A 15,754-nucleotide genomic window follows, 5' to 3' on the forward strand; every position below is an offset into this window, starting at 1 on the left:
ACCAGAAAAGATGAAAAAGATTTTTATAAGTATAATCTCCATGGCGCTGATGGCATCATGCGTAGATAATTTGGACGACTACAATGTAGATCAAAAGAGTGCAATTGAGGTTCCCCCTGCTACCTTATTTACAGGCGCAGTTAAGGAACTCACGGATGTGATTACCACTCCAGACGTAAACGTAAATAATTATAGGTTCTATGTGCAGCATTGGACTACTACTCAATATTTGGATGAGCCAAGGTATAATATGACTACCCGACTTATTCCACAAAACGTATGGGTAGCCCTTTATCGGGATGTTTTAGCAGATTTAAAAGAATCCAAAAGATTGGTGGCATTAGACATCAATATCACAGAGGAGGTCAGAAGCAACCAATTGGCACAGATAGAAATTATGGAAGTGTTTTCCTGGTCTGTATTGCTGAATACTTTCGGAGATGTCCCTTACTCAGAGGCTTTGAATCCAGAAAATTCTCTACCCTCCTACGATGACGCTGAAACAGTTTATAGTGCCATCCTTACCCGACTTGATGAGGGCTTGAACAAGATTAACGTAGATGCTGTAGGTTTTGAGGAGGCGGATATCATGTATTCAGGAGATATGGACATGTGGGTAAAATTTGGTAACTCTCTAAAACTAAAATTGGCGATGGTCATTGCGGATGTAAACCCAAGCCTTGCTCAGGGTTTAGTGGAAGCGGCTGCGCCCAATGTATTCACCGCTAATATGGACAGTGGTGCCTTTCCATACCTGAGTGCACCCCCTAATAATAACCCTGTTTCTGAAGAAATAAACCCATTATTTACTTCCAGACAGGATTATGTTGTGGCCAATACTTTGGTTGATGCAATGAACGAACTGAATGATCCCAGAAGGGTCTTTTATTTCACACAAGTAGATGGTGAATATATAGGAGGGAAATATGGCTTTTCAAATTCCTATTCTGATTTCTCAACCATCAACCCAATGATCACAGACCCTACTTTCGAGGCATTGTTAGTAGATTATTCAGAAGTGGAATTCCTGCTTGCTGAAGCGATTGAAAGGGGCTTTAATGTGCCAGGAACTGCAGAGGAACATTATAACAATGCGATTGCTGCATCCATAGCCTACTGGGGTGGAACGGACAGCGAAATTACAGCCTATCTTGCACAAGAGGATGTTAATTATTCAACAGCTTCAGGAGATTGGCGTCAAAAGATTGGCAATCAAAAATGGATTTCCCTGTACAATCGCGGGTATGATGCCTGGTTGGAATGGCGAAGGTTGGATTGGCCAGCTTTACAACCTCCGGCTATAGAAGGAGCAAGTCAACTGACAATTCCAAAAAGGGTGATTTATCCTGTCAATGAGCAAACCCTAAATGGCACCAACCGTTCTGCGGCAGGACAAGCCATTGGAGGAGATGACGGTGCTACTTATTTGTGGTGGGACGTTGATTAATAAAACTTAATATAAAAGTTATAGTGTAAAAGCCGTTCCGATTTGGAACGGCTTTTTTTTTAGAATTTTTTTAAAAAAAATCGGATGCGATTACCATTGTTTGGCAGCGTTTTGTGTAAGTCGAGATATTAGCTATAGATGCTGATCAGTTTGTCTATCCGTCTTTTATTCTCCTGTTGCAATAAAGAGGGATATAAATTCAATACAATATTCACGGCCATCATAACCAATCCAAAGGAATAGTTGCCATAGATGAATTTCACTAAAGCAAAAAGAGTCACCACAGCAAAGCCCAACAAATGACTAATATCAGATATTGACATTTCTTTCCGTAATTCATACAGTTCATCTACCTGAATTCTTCTTTCAAGTTTAATCTTTGGGTTGAAGTATTTGAAAAAGGTGTTTTTGACTATCCATTTAAAAACCCCAAGACCAATTCCTTTATTCAGGCTTTTGCTTTTAATCAAATTAAGATTTGAAAGATGGGTATAATAAGGTTGGTTCTTTATCATTGCATGCAAAATCATTCCAATAACCCACGAAATGATTGTTATTGAAATACTAAAGGATAAATAGTGCATAATGCTGTTTTCTAATTATCGCAAATCCTTTGCAGGTAATCGGCGGTCCTGAGGTTTGCTGATTGCTTATATTAAGCCTTATTTTTTAGCTTTTCAGCTGCCATTTTGGTGCCTTCAATACGAGCAGTTATTTTAGCAAAGGCAGTATCTCTACTGGTGGCCATGTCATCACTGAATGGTGAAAATCCGCAATCGTCTGTTGTCCCCAATTGATTTAGCGGAATATACTCCGCTGCAGCCATGATTCGCTCATAAACCATTTGAGGGGTTTCAATTGCTTCATTAATTACATCAATTACGCCAATATAAACCCTTTGATTTGGCTGGATATTTTCACCGATAATTTTTAATGCCTTTGTAGGATCTTTCTCACTTGCCATTTGCATATAAAAATTCCCGGAATTTAAGGTTAAGAATAGCGGGATAAGCGCTGCATAATCTACGTCACCACTATGGGTACTGTCATGGTCCCCACCAGGACAGGTATGAAAGCCTATTCGTTGGCGTTCCTGGTAAGAAAAATTAGATAATACTTGGTTGTTCAAATCAATGAATTGTTTTAAAAGTGCTTTAGATGGATCCAGCTTAATCGCCAGACGAGCCTCCGTAAAATCCACTTGGACATGATGTGCACCATTATCAAAACAACTTCTGATATCCGCCACAGATTGGTTTACCAGATCAGTTATGAACTGTTGTTGCGTGTAATCAGCCAAGCCTTCTGAAGGGTACAATAAACTCATGGCAGAGGCAGAGATCACAGCCTGCTTTAATGGAAGTGTGGTGTATTTATTTGCCCTGGGCAAATAACTTCCGGCATAAGTTGAATAATGAAATGGTCCTTTTGTCAGCCTGGGCAATTGCCGGGTATGCCCATCTTCAAAAGGAATGGAAATTCCATCACTGGCCAAATTGGTAAGCCCATCTAAAGGATAAGTAACAAAACTTGATTTAGTTTGTTCACCATCTGAAATTATTGGTGACCCGGTATTTTTCATGCGATGAATGGTATCCTTCACCGCTTCATCGAAGTATTCGTTCATTTCCCTTTCCGGTAAGTTGCCTTGAGAAAAGGCGACCATTGCTTCTTGTAATTCTCGGGAACGTGGAACACTTCCGACTGATTCTGATGGTATTAAATTCATTGTGCTAAATTATAAAGTTTAATTGAGATCGTACTATATGGCCTGATAAGCCAATGTATTCAGCTGAGATCACCTACAAATGAAACCACGTACCTACCTAATGGATCGCTATCTTTGAAGCGATTAGAATTCAATGGTCTTAATTAAATTTCATTCTGAAAAATGATGCAGCGCATAGTTCCTAATCGCTTAATCTATCATTACGGTTAAAAATAGTAATAAATAGTAAACTTTCAGTGCTCCCTTATCAAAAACCTACTGGATTAAGTTCAGATGTATTGATGCAAAATTACCTAATTTTGAAAAAACGATTGGTTCCCATCGATGTAGGCCATTAATTCGGAGGCTTTATTGAAAATCTTCTTGATGTTACCATTTTTATCAAGCACCAGATGGGTGGGATAGGCCTCTAAATTCAATTGATCAATAATCAATTCTTCTTGATCCGGAAAAACCACATAATCAAATGCCCTCTTACTTAAAAACGCTTCCAATGAAGGTTGGGGATCAGTGGCCAAAAATGAACAGGAAGAGATATCAATAACAATTAGCTTAAGCCTCCAAATCATATTAGGCGGTTAATTATTCATTTAATTTGATGAATTAATACCAATGATTTCAGATACCTTCTTTAACCCGGATTATGTAATAGGATTCGTGATAGCCTGTCCCGTGTTTACGGGAAGTGTTGCAATCGCAAGAAAATCAGGCTGTTTGGAGATTTTAGCATAGCACCGCTATGGTGAAATTGAAAACAGCAACGATTGGGTATTTTGAAGCGATTTCAGCACGTAATAGATTGTCTATTGCATATTTCGGGTTTAATATAATTTTAATCAATATTCATAGCAATTCTAAACCCTAAATCATCAATTTTAAAAGCGTAGGGATGGCTCCTTCTTCTGGTTGTTGCCATTACACTTCTTTCAACATCGCACCAACCTCCGCCACGAAAAACCCGATAGGAACCATAAACGGTTTCATCATAAATATCCGAACACCATTCCCAAACATTTCCAAGCATGTCATAAAGTCCCCATGCGTTGGGCTGCTTTTGTCCAACTTTATGACTACGGTTGTCGGCATTATCTTTAAACCAAGCTATTTTCTCTAATTCTCCATATCTGGTATTTTTTGCGCCAGCCTGACAGGCATATTGCCACTCAGCTTCAGTTGGAAGCCGGAAGCCATTTGCATTGGCATCAAAGCTTACTTCTTGTGAGGTTAAATCAATGGCATAGCATTGGCTTTTTGCCAATGCCGCAGACAGTTTATTACAAAATTTAACTGTTTCAATCCAGGAAAGGGTCTCAACAGGTAACTTTTCACCTTTGAAAGTAGCCGGATTTTCATTCATTATTTCAGTATACAAGTCCTGGGTAACTGGAAATTTGGAGAGTCTAAAAGATTCAATTTCACGTTTCCAGATTTTCTTTACCCGGTCGTCCCTCATTTCCACAGTACCTTTCGGAATCGTGACAAATAAATTTTCAATTGTTTTCTCATCTAGATTTTTCTTATCTATTTCCACGTTACTTTTTAGATTGAGGGTCTTCTTAAATATTGACTTGATTTTTAAATCGGTCGAAAAGCTTGATGGATAATTCAGCATAAAGATTGATGGCAATGAAAATGCGTACATCCATATTATTATATTGCTCATCAGGAAGTTTGGAGGCAATTGCTCCAGCAATGAGTCCCCTGCTCACTTCTCTAAACTGATCCATCGCTGAAAAAACCTCACAAAGCGTTTCGGATTCACAAACTGATTTTAAACATTCAAAATATTTACTTTCATGGTCCAGTTCATAAGCTCCGTCATTATTCTTCCAAATATCCTGAAAAAAGGGTTTATTTTTATTGTCGTTCAGAAATTCTGCTAAACCTGATGTGACAAAAAAGTCAGGAGGCAAAGACATACTACTCCTATCGATCAAAAACATTTTGTAATCAATTTCGCCGTAATGTTTTAGAAGTTGTTTATTAAACTTTTCTACTACAACCGCTACAAATTCAGACTGCTGTTTATCCAAACATTCAAGAGATTTAATCTGTTGTGAATTTCCGGATGAATTAAACAAAATTAAGAAAACCAGGGTAGCAAAGAGTGTTAGTGTTTTCATAATGTTCAGTTACTGAATTATATAGACCAGGGCAGAATTCATTAATCCTTTCTAAAAATAGTAATATAAAAGCAAAGCATCAACCTCCTAATCCTTAGGTACATCAAGAAATCAACCTCAAGGCTTCTCTTTTACTTAAAGGACTTAATGCTGTATCATTTACAAATTCCTGCACCCAAATAGGATCGGTGCGACTGTATTCCCGCAGTACCCAGCCAATGGCCTTATTGATAAAAAATTCATCAGATCTCAATAAATGGTGAATGCACTTCACTAAAAGGGCAAGGTCCATTTTGTCTTTGTACTTTAACTGAAACAGCAGCGCACTCCTTTGCAACCAAATATTATTGGTGTGTAACCATTTGTTTATATGCTCCTCCCTTTCCTCCGGAAAAAGCAGAAAGTAATTGCCCATCAATTTATTGGCAATCATATCTACCGTATCCCACCAGGATTGATGAGCCACCATGTGGACATAAAGATGGATGTCCTCTTTCTCTGTGACTTTCATGTATTTCAATGAAAGCTCCTGGGCAAAGTAATGGAATTCCCTCTCGTCCTTACTCCATAAAACCTTTACCAATTCATGAAGCTCGGTCTTTGGAGGAAGCATGGCTTTGTGCAAAAATGGTCTTTGGATAGCCCTTCTTTGCTGAGTAGAAATCCCAAAAAATTGAAATTGATTCCGCAAATAAGCCCTTTGCTGCAATGCCAGTTCCCTATTGGCATTGCGGCTAAATTCCTGTTCCAAGACAGCAATGTATTCAAGGGTTTCGTTGGATAGCATTTGGTGGTGGTTCCATTCTTAACAGACCATCTTCTTAACTCTGACTCGTCTATAATGGTAAATTAGTTGGTGCTTTAACAATGCACTAAAAAGCTAATTTATCCTCCGAGGCAGGACATCACTAATGGATGTATTTGCTCATTAAAAACGAGAGCATTTTAATTTCAGCAGTTTTTTCTCTTCCCTAATTTAAATATGACGGTGCGGCATGTAGCTATTCCCGTTCAGAGCAATATTTGATAAAGTGATCTTGAGAAGATCTACCTCCCAGCTTTTTTCCTTTTTCAAAATAGACACAAGCTTCTTCTTTCTGATTTAAATTGATATAACTCATTCCTATATTATTATATGCAGATGATGCTTTGGGATCTAATATTATCGTTTTTTTATAGTCTTCAATTGATTTTTCATATTCATCTAACTTTGCCCAAATATTCCCTCTGAAATAATAAAGCGTCGGTTTTTTACTATTTATATCGATAGCATTTGAAAAATCTAAAATAGCACTCTGATAATTACCTATATGCTGATTACAAATACCCCTCCTTTCTAAAAAGTCTACATTATTTGGATAAATACTCAGCAATTCATCAAAATAAATTTTAGCTGTTGAATAATTTTTAGAATCAAATGAACCATTGGCAGGAAGTAAGAGTCTACTTGTTATTTCTTTTTTTTTAACTCTGCATCCCAAATTCCCATAGAATTATTTATCAAATCAGTTGTCTGTTGATTGGTTAATCCTCTATTTATACTCAATTCGCAAATCCTATAGAGTAATAGATCTCTGTCAAGTCCCTGAGAAGTGTAATCTGATAGTTTAACCACTGTTGTTTTTAATTTAGCATCCAATTCTGCAGAAGGCACATTTTTAAGTTCATCTACTTCTGCCTTTACGGAGGTATCAAGTCCTTTTGCATATCTTTTATCTGGTTTTTCACATTTGGCTCTTCCTTTTCCATCTATGACTGTGCCATTTTCTCCATATTTAACGATTCCTCTATTGCAAGAGATCAAAACCAATGAAATTGATACGATAAACATTATAGTTGTATTTTTCATTACCTTTAATTATTATGTGATTAATATTTCTAAATTTTAACTTATTTTTTTTTTCATGCCTTAATAGGTGATTCACATCCGTTGAACCATCGAGGTTATAGGTATTAACTTTGGACCTATACCTGTAGAGTCCAAAGTAGACAAATATATAAAAAAAATAGATTTTTTTTATATATCGAATCAAATTAAAATTTCACTAATTATGAAATTTGAAATGGGTATTCACCATTATTTAGTTTAATTGAATCCGGCTAGGGAATTAGGCTTAAGTACCCTGTTTAGAAAGCCAATTATTTTAAGATAATGGCTATTTCATAACCTCCTTAAATTAATTAATAATGTAATTTCATTATCCAACCCCAAATAACCAAATGATTAAAATTTTTGAATCATTTACTTATTCAAAAATACCTATCGAATTAATTATTTTTTCATCTCCATCTGGTCTGAGTTTAGCGAAGCATAACTTAGCCCCAAAATAAGGAAAGTTTTCAACTTTCGTTGATACCACAACCACTAAAATAAAAGAGCACCGCTGACTTCGACAGGCTCAGCCACCGGTGCCGAATTACCCAATTATCAACAGCTAAAGCATGAGGCAATTAAAAATTGTTCTCACTTTACCTTTTCAGAGTTAAGACCAAATTAATCGACCAAAGAAATCCATTCAATAGGAATGGGCTTTAGCCCATTTATAGGTTAAAGTCGCATCATCCGGCTTTAGCCAAAATTTAGAGAACATAATGATTTTTATTAAACATACCTTTCTCAAGGGTTTAGGTCTGGATAATTCAATGACTTTGGATTTATTTAATGAATACGAACTTTAGAAATGAAAAGAATTATTTAACCCATTACATGAAAAATGTTACTAGGATGGTTGGCGAGCTTTGATGGTTTTATTGATCAAACCACTGGATTGTTGTTCATTTCTTTTCTCCTGACTTGCTACGCATTAGGACAGGCCCTGACTTGCTACGCTTCAGGACAGGCCCTGAATAAGACAGGGTAAACATGATGAAAAGAAACGAACCAAAGAAAAATCTAGCCAAAACTAATCTTCCCCACGCAAGGCCCAACCCCGCCTCGTAGTTTTGGCCTGGCCACCGCTCCCTTAGTTCAGCGATTGCGTTAAAAATCGCCCATCATTAATCAAATGATATATTAATTCCCGCCTTGTAGATTTTCGGCGTAAAGAAATTTGAGTAGGGACAGCAAAGGCACAGGCATGTTTGACCTAGATTGATGTTTTAAGTACTGGAAAAGCAAGTGGACTAGTCAAAGCCCAAAACAAAGGTATTTGCCTGTGTGAGGGTAGCCTTAAATTTTAGCCGAAAAGATACTCATCGGCGGAATTTTTCCTGAGGCCTCAGGACAGCCCCTGAGTTGCTGTGCTTCAGGGCAGGCCCTGAGTTTAGCAATTGCATTAACAATTGCCTAAGTAGAAAAACCACCTCTAAAAAATAACCCTCATTCCAAAGGCCCTTGCTTTGATTCATTGAAGTGAACCCTGAGCCTGTCGAAGGGTCATACCAGGCAGTTTCAGTAGTCAGAATATTTGTTTATTAATACTTAAAAAAACAAATAACCGAGGATAGTTTTAGCTATAAGCTACCCTCAGCTAAAATTGTTTAATGGGATGAAGCTACAACAGGGTTCCAAACACCTGTAGAGACTGTTTTTTCTACATATTCTTTAAAACCAATAGGTTTCCTGCCGAGTACTTTTTCAATGTCATTCGTAATTTCCGAGTTGTCAGGATTCCCAAGTACTTCAGTAAACAAATATTCTATCAGCCAAATAAAATCTTCGGGAACATTTTGTTGCCGCATTGCTGCTACATAAGCCTTAACACTAATTCCTGTGAAATGGATTTCTCTTCCACTGGCTTGGGCAATTATCGAAACGGCTTCCTCGAAGGTCAATCCTTCAGGTCCGGTTAGTTCGTATATTTTACCATTGTGTTGGTCTTCAGTCAATGCGCTAACAGCCACTTCAGCAATATCATTGGCATCAACAAATGGGATCTTTGTTTCTGCATATGGCAAAGCAACATGGCCTTCTAATACTCCTTCAACCAAAAAGTTCTCGCTAAAATTCTGGTTGAACCAATTGGCCCTTACTATAGTATGGTCCAAACCAGAATGGATCACAAGCTGCTCGCACAATTGGGCCTCTCGCTCTCCTTTACCAGATAGTAATACCAGCTTTTTTACATTGCTTTTTTTAGCAACTTTTACCAGTTCTTCGATGGCCTCTAAGGCGCCGGGCACTGCAAGGTCTGGCTGATAACTGATATAAATGGCCTCCATTCCTTTAATGGCTGCTGACCATCCCTGAGAATTGTGCCAATCGAATGCAGGACTTCCTCCCCTGGATCCCACCCTAACATTATGACCCAACTTGCTTAATAATTTTACAATTCGTTTTCCGGTTTTCCCGGTTCCTCCAATGACTAAAATGTTACGTTTCATGATGTATATTTTAATTGTTTATGATGATTGATTGTTCATTAAAAGGCCAAATAAGAGCAGTGAAAATGATGCAATTGCACTTAGTGTCCTGACCATATGCCATTGCTTCCATGGATTTTCAAATCTTTGGCGAAGGGCCTTTAGTTCTTCGGCTGAGGTTGAAGCCAATTCTGTCCTATCAAGCATTTCGTTTAATGGAACATTCTTGAATACAGTTACAAAAGCTACTCCCAGAATAAAAAGTGTTGTCGCCACCACGAAGACCCAGAACGACTTGTCTTGATTTTGATATTTAAGGTAAATAAGGATAATGTTAAGGAGGAAAGGTCCAAAGAACACGATCATAAATAATGGGTTAATAATCACCCTGTTCATCTGCTGAAATGCTTGTAAAAACCCAATGTCATCCATTTTCCCAATCCCTGGAGTTATGGCATTGGTCCAGGTAAAGCATAAACCAGCCGTTAAACCAGTCAATAAGAAGGTCATAAATAGCAATGCTGTTTCTATATTGAATTCCATTCCGATTATACTTTAAATGTTTTTGTTTTCGGGTAGACCATTATGTAGTAATAGAGAACGGCCACTCCAAGGAGTTCAAATGCGATGATCCAAAATCCTAAGTCAGTAAAAAAGGTAAAGTGATTTCCACCAATGGGAATAACGAATAGTGGAACCGTAATTAGCGCATCTAAAAATGCCGCAACCAGCAAAAATACCTGACCTACAAAATAACCATGGATTTTACTTCCCTTTTGATAGTATAAATGGGATCCCAGCCACACCAATGGCATAACTACAGTAAACAAAACCATATTGGCTTGTTGATTTGGGTCTTCCAGAAATTGGAATTGGAAGGAAAGGGTATAGAAGCCTATTGCCACTACCCAAATTCCTATACCGATTAAAATTGCTTTGATCGTTTTCATGTCTAATACCATTTTGATTACAAAACAAAATTAGCTTAGCCACCAGAAAACTATTTATTCAAAAAGATGCATGATTTGTTTGAAAGGACGAGTTATTTAATTTGGCTGGGTCTGTATCCAAATTTTTTCTCAAAGGCGTTGGAGAAAGAGCTCAGACTGTCATAGCCAACATGCCAGGCCGCTTCCTGTACGGTGGCTTGTTTTTCACAAATAAGGCTGTGAGCTGTTTTTAGTCTTTCATTCTGAAGATACTTGAACACAGGAAGGCCGAAAACCTCCTTAAATTCCTTTTTAAGCTTGGTAGTATTTAAACCCAACTCTTTTGAGAGCTCTGTTAACGATGGTGGGTTATCCAAATTATTGGACAGAATCTCTTTTGCCATTTCAAGGCGTCTCCTATCTTCTGATTGGAATCTTTGTGCAGGATTCAATGACAATTGACCAAAGAAGTGCGACAATAAAGCGGTTATTTGACTTCTAAAAAACATCATTTTAGTTTTACCCTTGTAGGTAATATTGAAAAGGCTATCGATAATCTGATGCATTTCAGGAGTCATATAAAAGCTTGGCCCTTCAACATAATGGTCCTTGGGATTAACCAAATTATCCAGAAGCTCAGAAAATATTTTTCCTTCCTGGTTGGGAAGATTTTGTAAATTTCTAGTGGCTGTGGCTATAAGAATGCATTCAAGTGGTTTGTCGTTTGAAACAGTATGAATGCAATCAACCTGTTCATCAGCAAAAAAAGAGAGCGCTAAACCTTTGGTATAATTAAATTCACGTTTCCCAGTGGGATAGTTCATTTCTAAATTCACATTACCAGAGCCATAAAAGGCCACCGCAATAACGGGCTCATCAAATTTACAAGAATCTTTAGTGACTTCCTTGGAGAAGGCAGTCTCAACTAAAATTGTAAAGTCGTTGATGTCGATAAAATCCCTGGTCATTAGAATAAGTCAATTATTGTTAACGGTTAGGATAAGAATAATAGCCGATAGTGGGCTTCAAAATTATTAAATTGCACAAAAATTAAAACGGGTTTCAGCCCTTTAATTGACTATTGAACCAGCTTTTATTTTTAAATAATGTTACCTGCTGGCTTTCTTTTCTTTCATTCTATTTTTATCATAAAATATGCTACGAATTTGTCCCCAATAGCTTAATCCCCTGATGTACTAAATCTTAATCTGCATTTTTTAAATTTATCTGTTCTTTAACCCACTGTACATAACGCATTTTTTTGAAATCAAACCATTGCTGTCGGTACTCGCCAGAATTGTCAATTTGCCATTTAAAGTTTTGAAAAGGTTTGGGTCTGCTTAATACTTTTATCAATTTGTCCTGCAGCCTGGTATCAGCAATATTCTCTGCAAAGTCAAACATTATTTTAAAAGAATCATGAGAATTAAATCCTTCGAATTCAAAATAATCAGCGCAGTTATCTTCAATCTCTTTAGATTCTGCCTCCCAAGGTTCTTCATCTGCATCGGTCCAATTGTCAAAATTGAATAATACTTTAATCTCACCAGTCTTGAGGTTATAAAAACATCTCATCCCGCATTCCAAGTTTTCGGCAATTTCATCTATTTGTTTTTCAGTCAGTTTCATGTTTGCAATTTGTTTTCTTAAGCTTGCATGTAACATCTATATCTACCCCTATTTTAGCAAAGGAGTTGCGTATATAAGAAATAGGTACCAATTCTCGACCCACAATTTCACTTGTTAAATTAAGCAATCAATGCAAGGTTTCAAGGAAAGAGAGTGGGTTTTTATATAAAATATTGAATACATGGCTTTATATCTAACTATAAAACAGATTAATACACCCTCAACTGGTCTAAGTTTAGCGAAGCGTAACTTGGCCCCTTATTACAGAAAGTTTTCAACTTTCGTTAATATCAAATCACTAATATAGGTGAGAGCTCCTGCAAGTTGACTTCCACACCGCTGACTTCGACAGGCTCAGCCACCGGTGCCGAATTACCCAATTATCGCTAGCTAAAGCTGAAGGCTATTAAAATAGAAGAACCATTTCATTTACTAGATTTTAACCTAAACCGATGGACCAAAGATATCATTTCAATAGGAATGGGCTTTAGCCCATTTACAGGGTAAAATCGTGTAATCTGGCTTTAGCCAAAATTTAGAGAGCATAAGGATTTTATTAAATCTAAATATAAAAGGTCGCCATGCTCTGGAATATCCAATGCTCATAATCATTCTATAATAAGTTGATGTATTAAATTCCGCCTTGTAGATTTTCGGCGTTAAGAAATTTAGGATGCGATGGCAAGGGCACAGGCATGGTTAGCCTATCAATTATGGGATTGAATACCAGAAAAGCAATCGAAAAATATAAACCCTAAACTAAACTAGTTTGCCTGTGCGCGGGAGGCCTTAAATTTTAGCCGAAAAGATACTCAGCGGCGGGGTTTTCCCTGACGCCTCAGGACAGCCCTTGAGTTGCTGTGCTTCAGGGCAGGCCCTGAGTTGCTACGCTTCAGGGCAGGTTAATTACTTTTTGGCCCACTGAATAAACTCAGGGCAGGCACTGAGTTACTGCGTTTCAGGGAAGGCCTGCAGCAAAAAAGTAACAATAGTCAAGGTAAATGAAATCGTATAGAAAAAAAGGAATTGTAAAATCATGACTAAACCAACAATGCCAATTGCTGCACAAATAGAAAAGCATATGGTTAACTTTGCTTAATCAGGCTGCATTTAAAAGTTACACATGTAACTGACAATTAAACGTTCATTTCTTTTCCATTGATGAAAAGAAACGAACCAAAGAAAAATCTAGCCAAAAGAAATCTTCTAAAACAAGGCCCAACCCCGCCTCGTAGTTTTGGCCCGGCCACCGCGCCCTTAGTTCAGCGATTGCGTTAAAAATCGCCCATCATTAATCAAATGATATTTTAATTCCGCCTTGTAGATTTTCGGCGTAAAGAAATTTAGGATGCGATGGCAAGGGCACAGGCATGGTTAGCCTATCAATTATGGGATTGAATACCAGAAAAGCAATCGAAATATATAAACCCTAAACTAACCTAGTTTGCCTGTGCGCGGGTAGCCTTAAATTTTAGCCGAAAAGATACTCAGCGGCGGGGTTTTCCCTGACGCCTCAGGACAGGTTGGTTACTTTTTGGCCCTGCAGCAAAAAAGTGACAAAGGATTTAGTAAATGTCTTGGTGTAGTAGAAAACTGGTTTGTTATTTAAAAATAATAACTGCCAAATTTAAAATCTTTACAAATAGGAAAGTAAAGAATTAATAGAACTGTTACTGGGTAAACGTTGCTAGAGAAGTTTGGCTTTCTAAAATGATTTATACCTGAAACCTGAGGTTTTCCGTTCATTTCTTTTCCATTGATGAAAAGAAACGAACCAAAGAAAAATCTAGCCAAAACTAATCTCCCCCCCGCAAGGCCCAACCCCGCCTCGTAGTTTTGACCCGGCCACCGCGCTCTTAGTTTAGCGATTGCGTTAAAAATCGCCCATCATTAATCAAATGATATTTTAATTCCGCCTTGTAGATTTTCGGCGTTAAGAAATTTAGGATGCAATGGCAAGGGCACAGGCATGGTTAGCCTATCAATTATGGGATTGAATACCAGAAAAGCAATCGAAAAATATAAACCCTAAACTAACCTAGTTTGCCTGTGCGCGGGTAGCCTTAAATTTTAGTCGAAAAGATACTCAGCGGCGGGGTTTTTTGGTTACTTTTTGGCCCACTGAATAAACTCAGGGCAGGCCCTGAGTTACTGCGTTTCAGGGCAGGCCTGCAGCAAAAAAGTGACAAAGGATTTAGTAAATGTCTTGGTGTAGTAGAAAACTGGTTTGTTATTTAAAAATAATAACTGCCAAATTTAAAATCTTTACAAATAGGAAAGTAAAGAATTAATAGAACTGTTACTGGGTAAACGTTGCTAGAGAAGTTTGGCTTTCTAAAATGATTTATACCTGAAACCTGAGGTTTTCCGTTCATTTCTTTTCCATTGATGAAAAGAAACGAACCAAAGAAAAATCTAGCCAAAACTAATCTTCCACGCGCAGGCCCAACCCCGCCTCGTAGTTTTGGCCCGGCCACCACGTTCTGAGTTTAGTGATTTCTTATAGTATTATGAGCTTTAAGAATGACAATGAGAAATAAAACCATAGCAAATTAAAATGCTACCAGGATGGTTTGGCAAATAACACTATTCCTTGTCTAAAGATTTTTCAATCTGCTTTTTAAATTCGCTATTATTTATTGCATGGTCAATATTAAAATAAAGGGTTATTGTTTCTTGTCCTTCTTTTTCCATATCTAGCATGTCAAGAAAATAACCATTTGAATCATCACCAGACCCCATAGTCCCAATGTTTTCTCCGAATATATAACTAATAATCGTCTGACCATCAATTGGGCTAAGAACAAAATAGGAATGTGTATTTGATCCTGTTCCACTCCACAATATGGCATCTACGATCATTCTTGATTTTACAGAGGGGAAATAACTTTTGTCATCGTTAATTTTCCATAAAGAAAAACCCTCTTCCATAAGGGCTGTAAAGTTTACCGGGTTGGTTTTTAAAAGCTCTTTACTTAGCATCAATGCTTTATCATAATTCTTATCGCCCACTAACTCCATTATTCCACGCTGCTTCTCGACATTTTTATAGGGGTGATAATTCTGATTGTTCGTAAAACCAATCATTAAAGCAATGATTTCATTGTTTTTCAAGGACTTATCATGACTTTGAAATCGGTCCAGCAACGTTTCGTAGTAAAATTCAGATTGAGGGCTTGCTGATTCTGCTAGATAAAATTGAAAGTCCCGGTGATAATCAAAATACAATTCTCTAATATTCAGACTTTTATCAAAATTAAAGCTAACAGTATCGTTTACACCTTTAGGGTTAGAGATCAAAATATTCACAATTCCCTCTTGACTTTTTTTCAAAGAATTAATTTCTGTTCCTTTTTCCCAGTACAGATAAATTAAAGCTTTTGCATCATTTAAGTCGGAAACAATAAATGGTGCAGACGCTGTTCCTTTACCAAATCGCTTTACAGCATTATATATCATTTGTGTTTTATCCCAAGAAGAGGTAATATTTTCTTCTTTCTCTTGCCCTAGTTGCGCTATTGCATAGTAAGTTAAGGCAGTTAAATTAACTGGGTTATTATCAAGTATTTCAGAACATATCTTCTCAATTTCTGGG

The 15,754-nt window shown here is 37.3% G+C and carries 15 protein-coding genes; 1 reads left to right on the forward strand and 14 read right to left on the reverse strand.

Features of this window, described 5'->3' with window-relative positions; genetic code table 11:
- Positions 1-10: 10 nt before the first annotated feature.
- Positions 11-1,447, forward strand: a complete 1,437-nt coding sequence (locus AC0L7T_RS25995) for a SusD/RagB family nutrient-binding outer membrane lipoprotein (RefSeq protein WP_473339557.1) — start codon at positions 11-13, stop codon at positions 1,445-1,447.
- A gap of 128 nt (positions 1,448-1,575) precedes the next feature.
- On the opposite strand, the gene AC0L7T_RS26000 is transcribed toward AC0L7T_RS25995, so the two are convergent.
- The 14 genes from AC0L7T_RS26000 to AC0L7T_RS26065 form a co-directional block, all read right to left on the reverse strand.
- Complete coding sequence (locus tag AC0L7T_RS26000; RefSeq protein WP_473339558.1) at positions 1,576-1,962, reverse strand: glycosyl-4,4'-diaponeurosporenoate acyltransferase CrtO family protein; 387 nt, start codon at positions 1,960-1,962, stop codon at positions 1,576-1,578.
- A gap of 140 nt (positions 1,963-2,102) precedes the next feature.
- Complete coding sequence (locus AC0L7T_RS26005) at positions 2,103-3,176, reverse strand: uroporphyrinogen decarboxylase/cobalamine-independent methonine synthase family protein (RefSeq protein ID WP_473339559.1); 1,074 nt, start codon at positions 3,174-3,176, stop codon at positions 2,103-2,105.
- Between the two features lie 293 nt (positions 3,177-3,469).
- On the reverse strand, positions 3,470-3,745 hold the full coding sequence (locus tag AC0L7T_RS26010) for a TlpA family protein disulfide reductase (protein WP_473339561.1): 276 nt from the start codon (positions 3,743-3,745) through the stop codon (positions 3,470-3,472).
- 263 nt (positions 3,746-4,008) lie between these two features.
- Positions 4,009-4,707, reverse strand: coding sequence for a formylglycine-generating enzyme family protein (locus tag AC0L7T_RS26015; RefSeq protein WP_473339563.1), 699 nt, complete (start codon positions 4,705-4,707; stop codon positions 4,009-4,011).
- A 25-nt stretch (positions 4,708-4,732) separates the two neighbouring features.
- Complete coding sequence (locus AC0L7T_RS26020; RefSeq protein ID WP_473339565.1) at positions 4,733-5,299, reverse strand: hypothetical protein; 567 nt, start codon at positions 5,297-5,299, stop codon at positions 4,733-4,735.
- A gap of 103 nt (positions 5,300-5,402) precedes the next feature.
- Positions 5,403-6,086, reverse strand: a complete 684-nt coding sequence (locus AC0L7T_RS26025) for a DNA alkylation repair protein (protein ID WP_473339566.1) — start codon at positions 6,084-6,086, stop codon at positions 5,403-5,405.
- A 214-nt stretch (positions 6,087-6,300) separates the two neighbouring features.
- Positions 6,301-6,780 carry a tetratricopeptide repeat protein gene (locus tag AC0L7T_RS26030; RefSeq protein WP_473339568.1) on the reverse strand — a complete coding sequence of 160 codons (480 nt, stop codon included), beginning with the start codon at positions 6,778-6,780 and terminating at the stop codon, positions 6,301-6,303.
- Positions 6,750-7,148 (reverse strand): hypothetical protein, encoded by a 399-nt coding sequence (locus tag AC0L7T_RS26035; protein WP_473339569.1) that lies wholly within the window; start codon positions 7,146-7,148, stop codon positions 6,750-6,752. The genes AC0L7T_RS26030 and AC0L7T_RS26035 overlap by 31 nt, the downstream gene beginning before the upstream one ends.
- 1,631 nt (positions 7,149-8,779) lie before the next feature.
- Positions 8,780-9,622 (reverse strand): NmrA family NAD(P)-binding protein, encoded by an 843-nt coding sequence (locus AC0L7T_RS26040; RefSeq protein ID WP_473339570.1) that lies wholly within the window; start codon positions 9,620-9,622, stop codon positions 8,780-8,782.
- 18 nt (positions 9,623-9,640) lie between these two features.
- Entirely contained in the window at positions 9,641-10,144 is a 504-nt protein-coding gene (locus tag AC0L7T_RS26045) for an anthrone oxygenase family protein (protein WP_473339571.1), read from the reverse strand.
- Positions 10,145-10,149: 5 nt separating this feature from the next.
- Positions 10,150-10,551, reverse strand: a complete 402-nt coding sequence (locus AC0L7T_RS26050) for a DUF5367 family protein (protein ID WP_473339572.1) — start codon at positions 10,549-10,551, stop codon at positions 10,150-10,152.
- 92 nt (positions 10,552-10,643) lie between these two features.
- A complete protein-coding gene (locus AC0L7T_RS26055) occupies positions 10,644-11,498 on the reverse strand; it encodes a helix-turn-helix domain-containing protein (protein ID WP_473339574.1) in 855 nt (284 codons plus the stop codon).
- Between the two features lie 235 nt (positions 11,499-11,733).
- The gene (locus AC0L7T_RS26060; RefSeq protein ID WP_473339575.1) at positions 11,734-12,159 is read right to left on the reverse strand and encodes a UPF0158 family protein; all 426 of its coding nucleotides are present in this window, start codon (positions 12,157-12,159) and stop codon (positions 11,734-11,736) included.
- Positions 12,160-14,745: 2,586 nt separating this feature from the next.
- Positions 14,746-15,618, reverse strand: a complete 873-nt coding sequence (locus AC0L7T_RS26065) for a DUF4919 domain-containing protein (protein WP_473339576.1) — start codon at positions 15,616-15,618, stop codon at positions 14,746-14,748.
- Positions 15,619-15,754: the final 136 nt, after the last annotated feature.

The organism is Cyclobacterium sp. 10D3-21 (assembly GCF_055809755.1).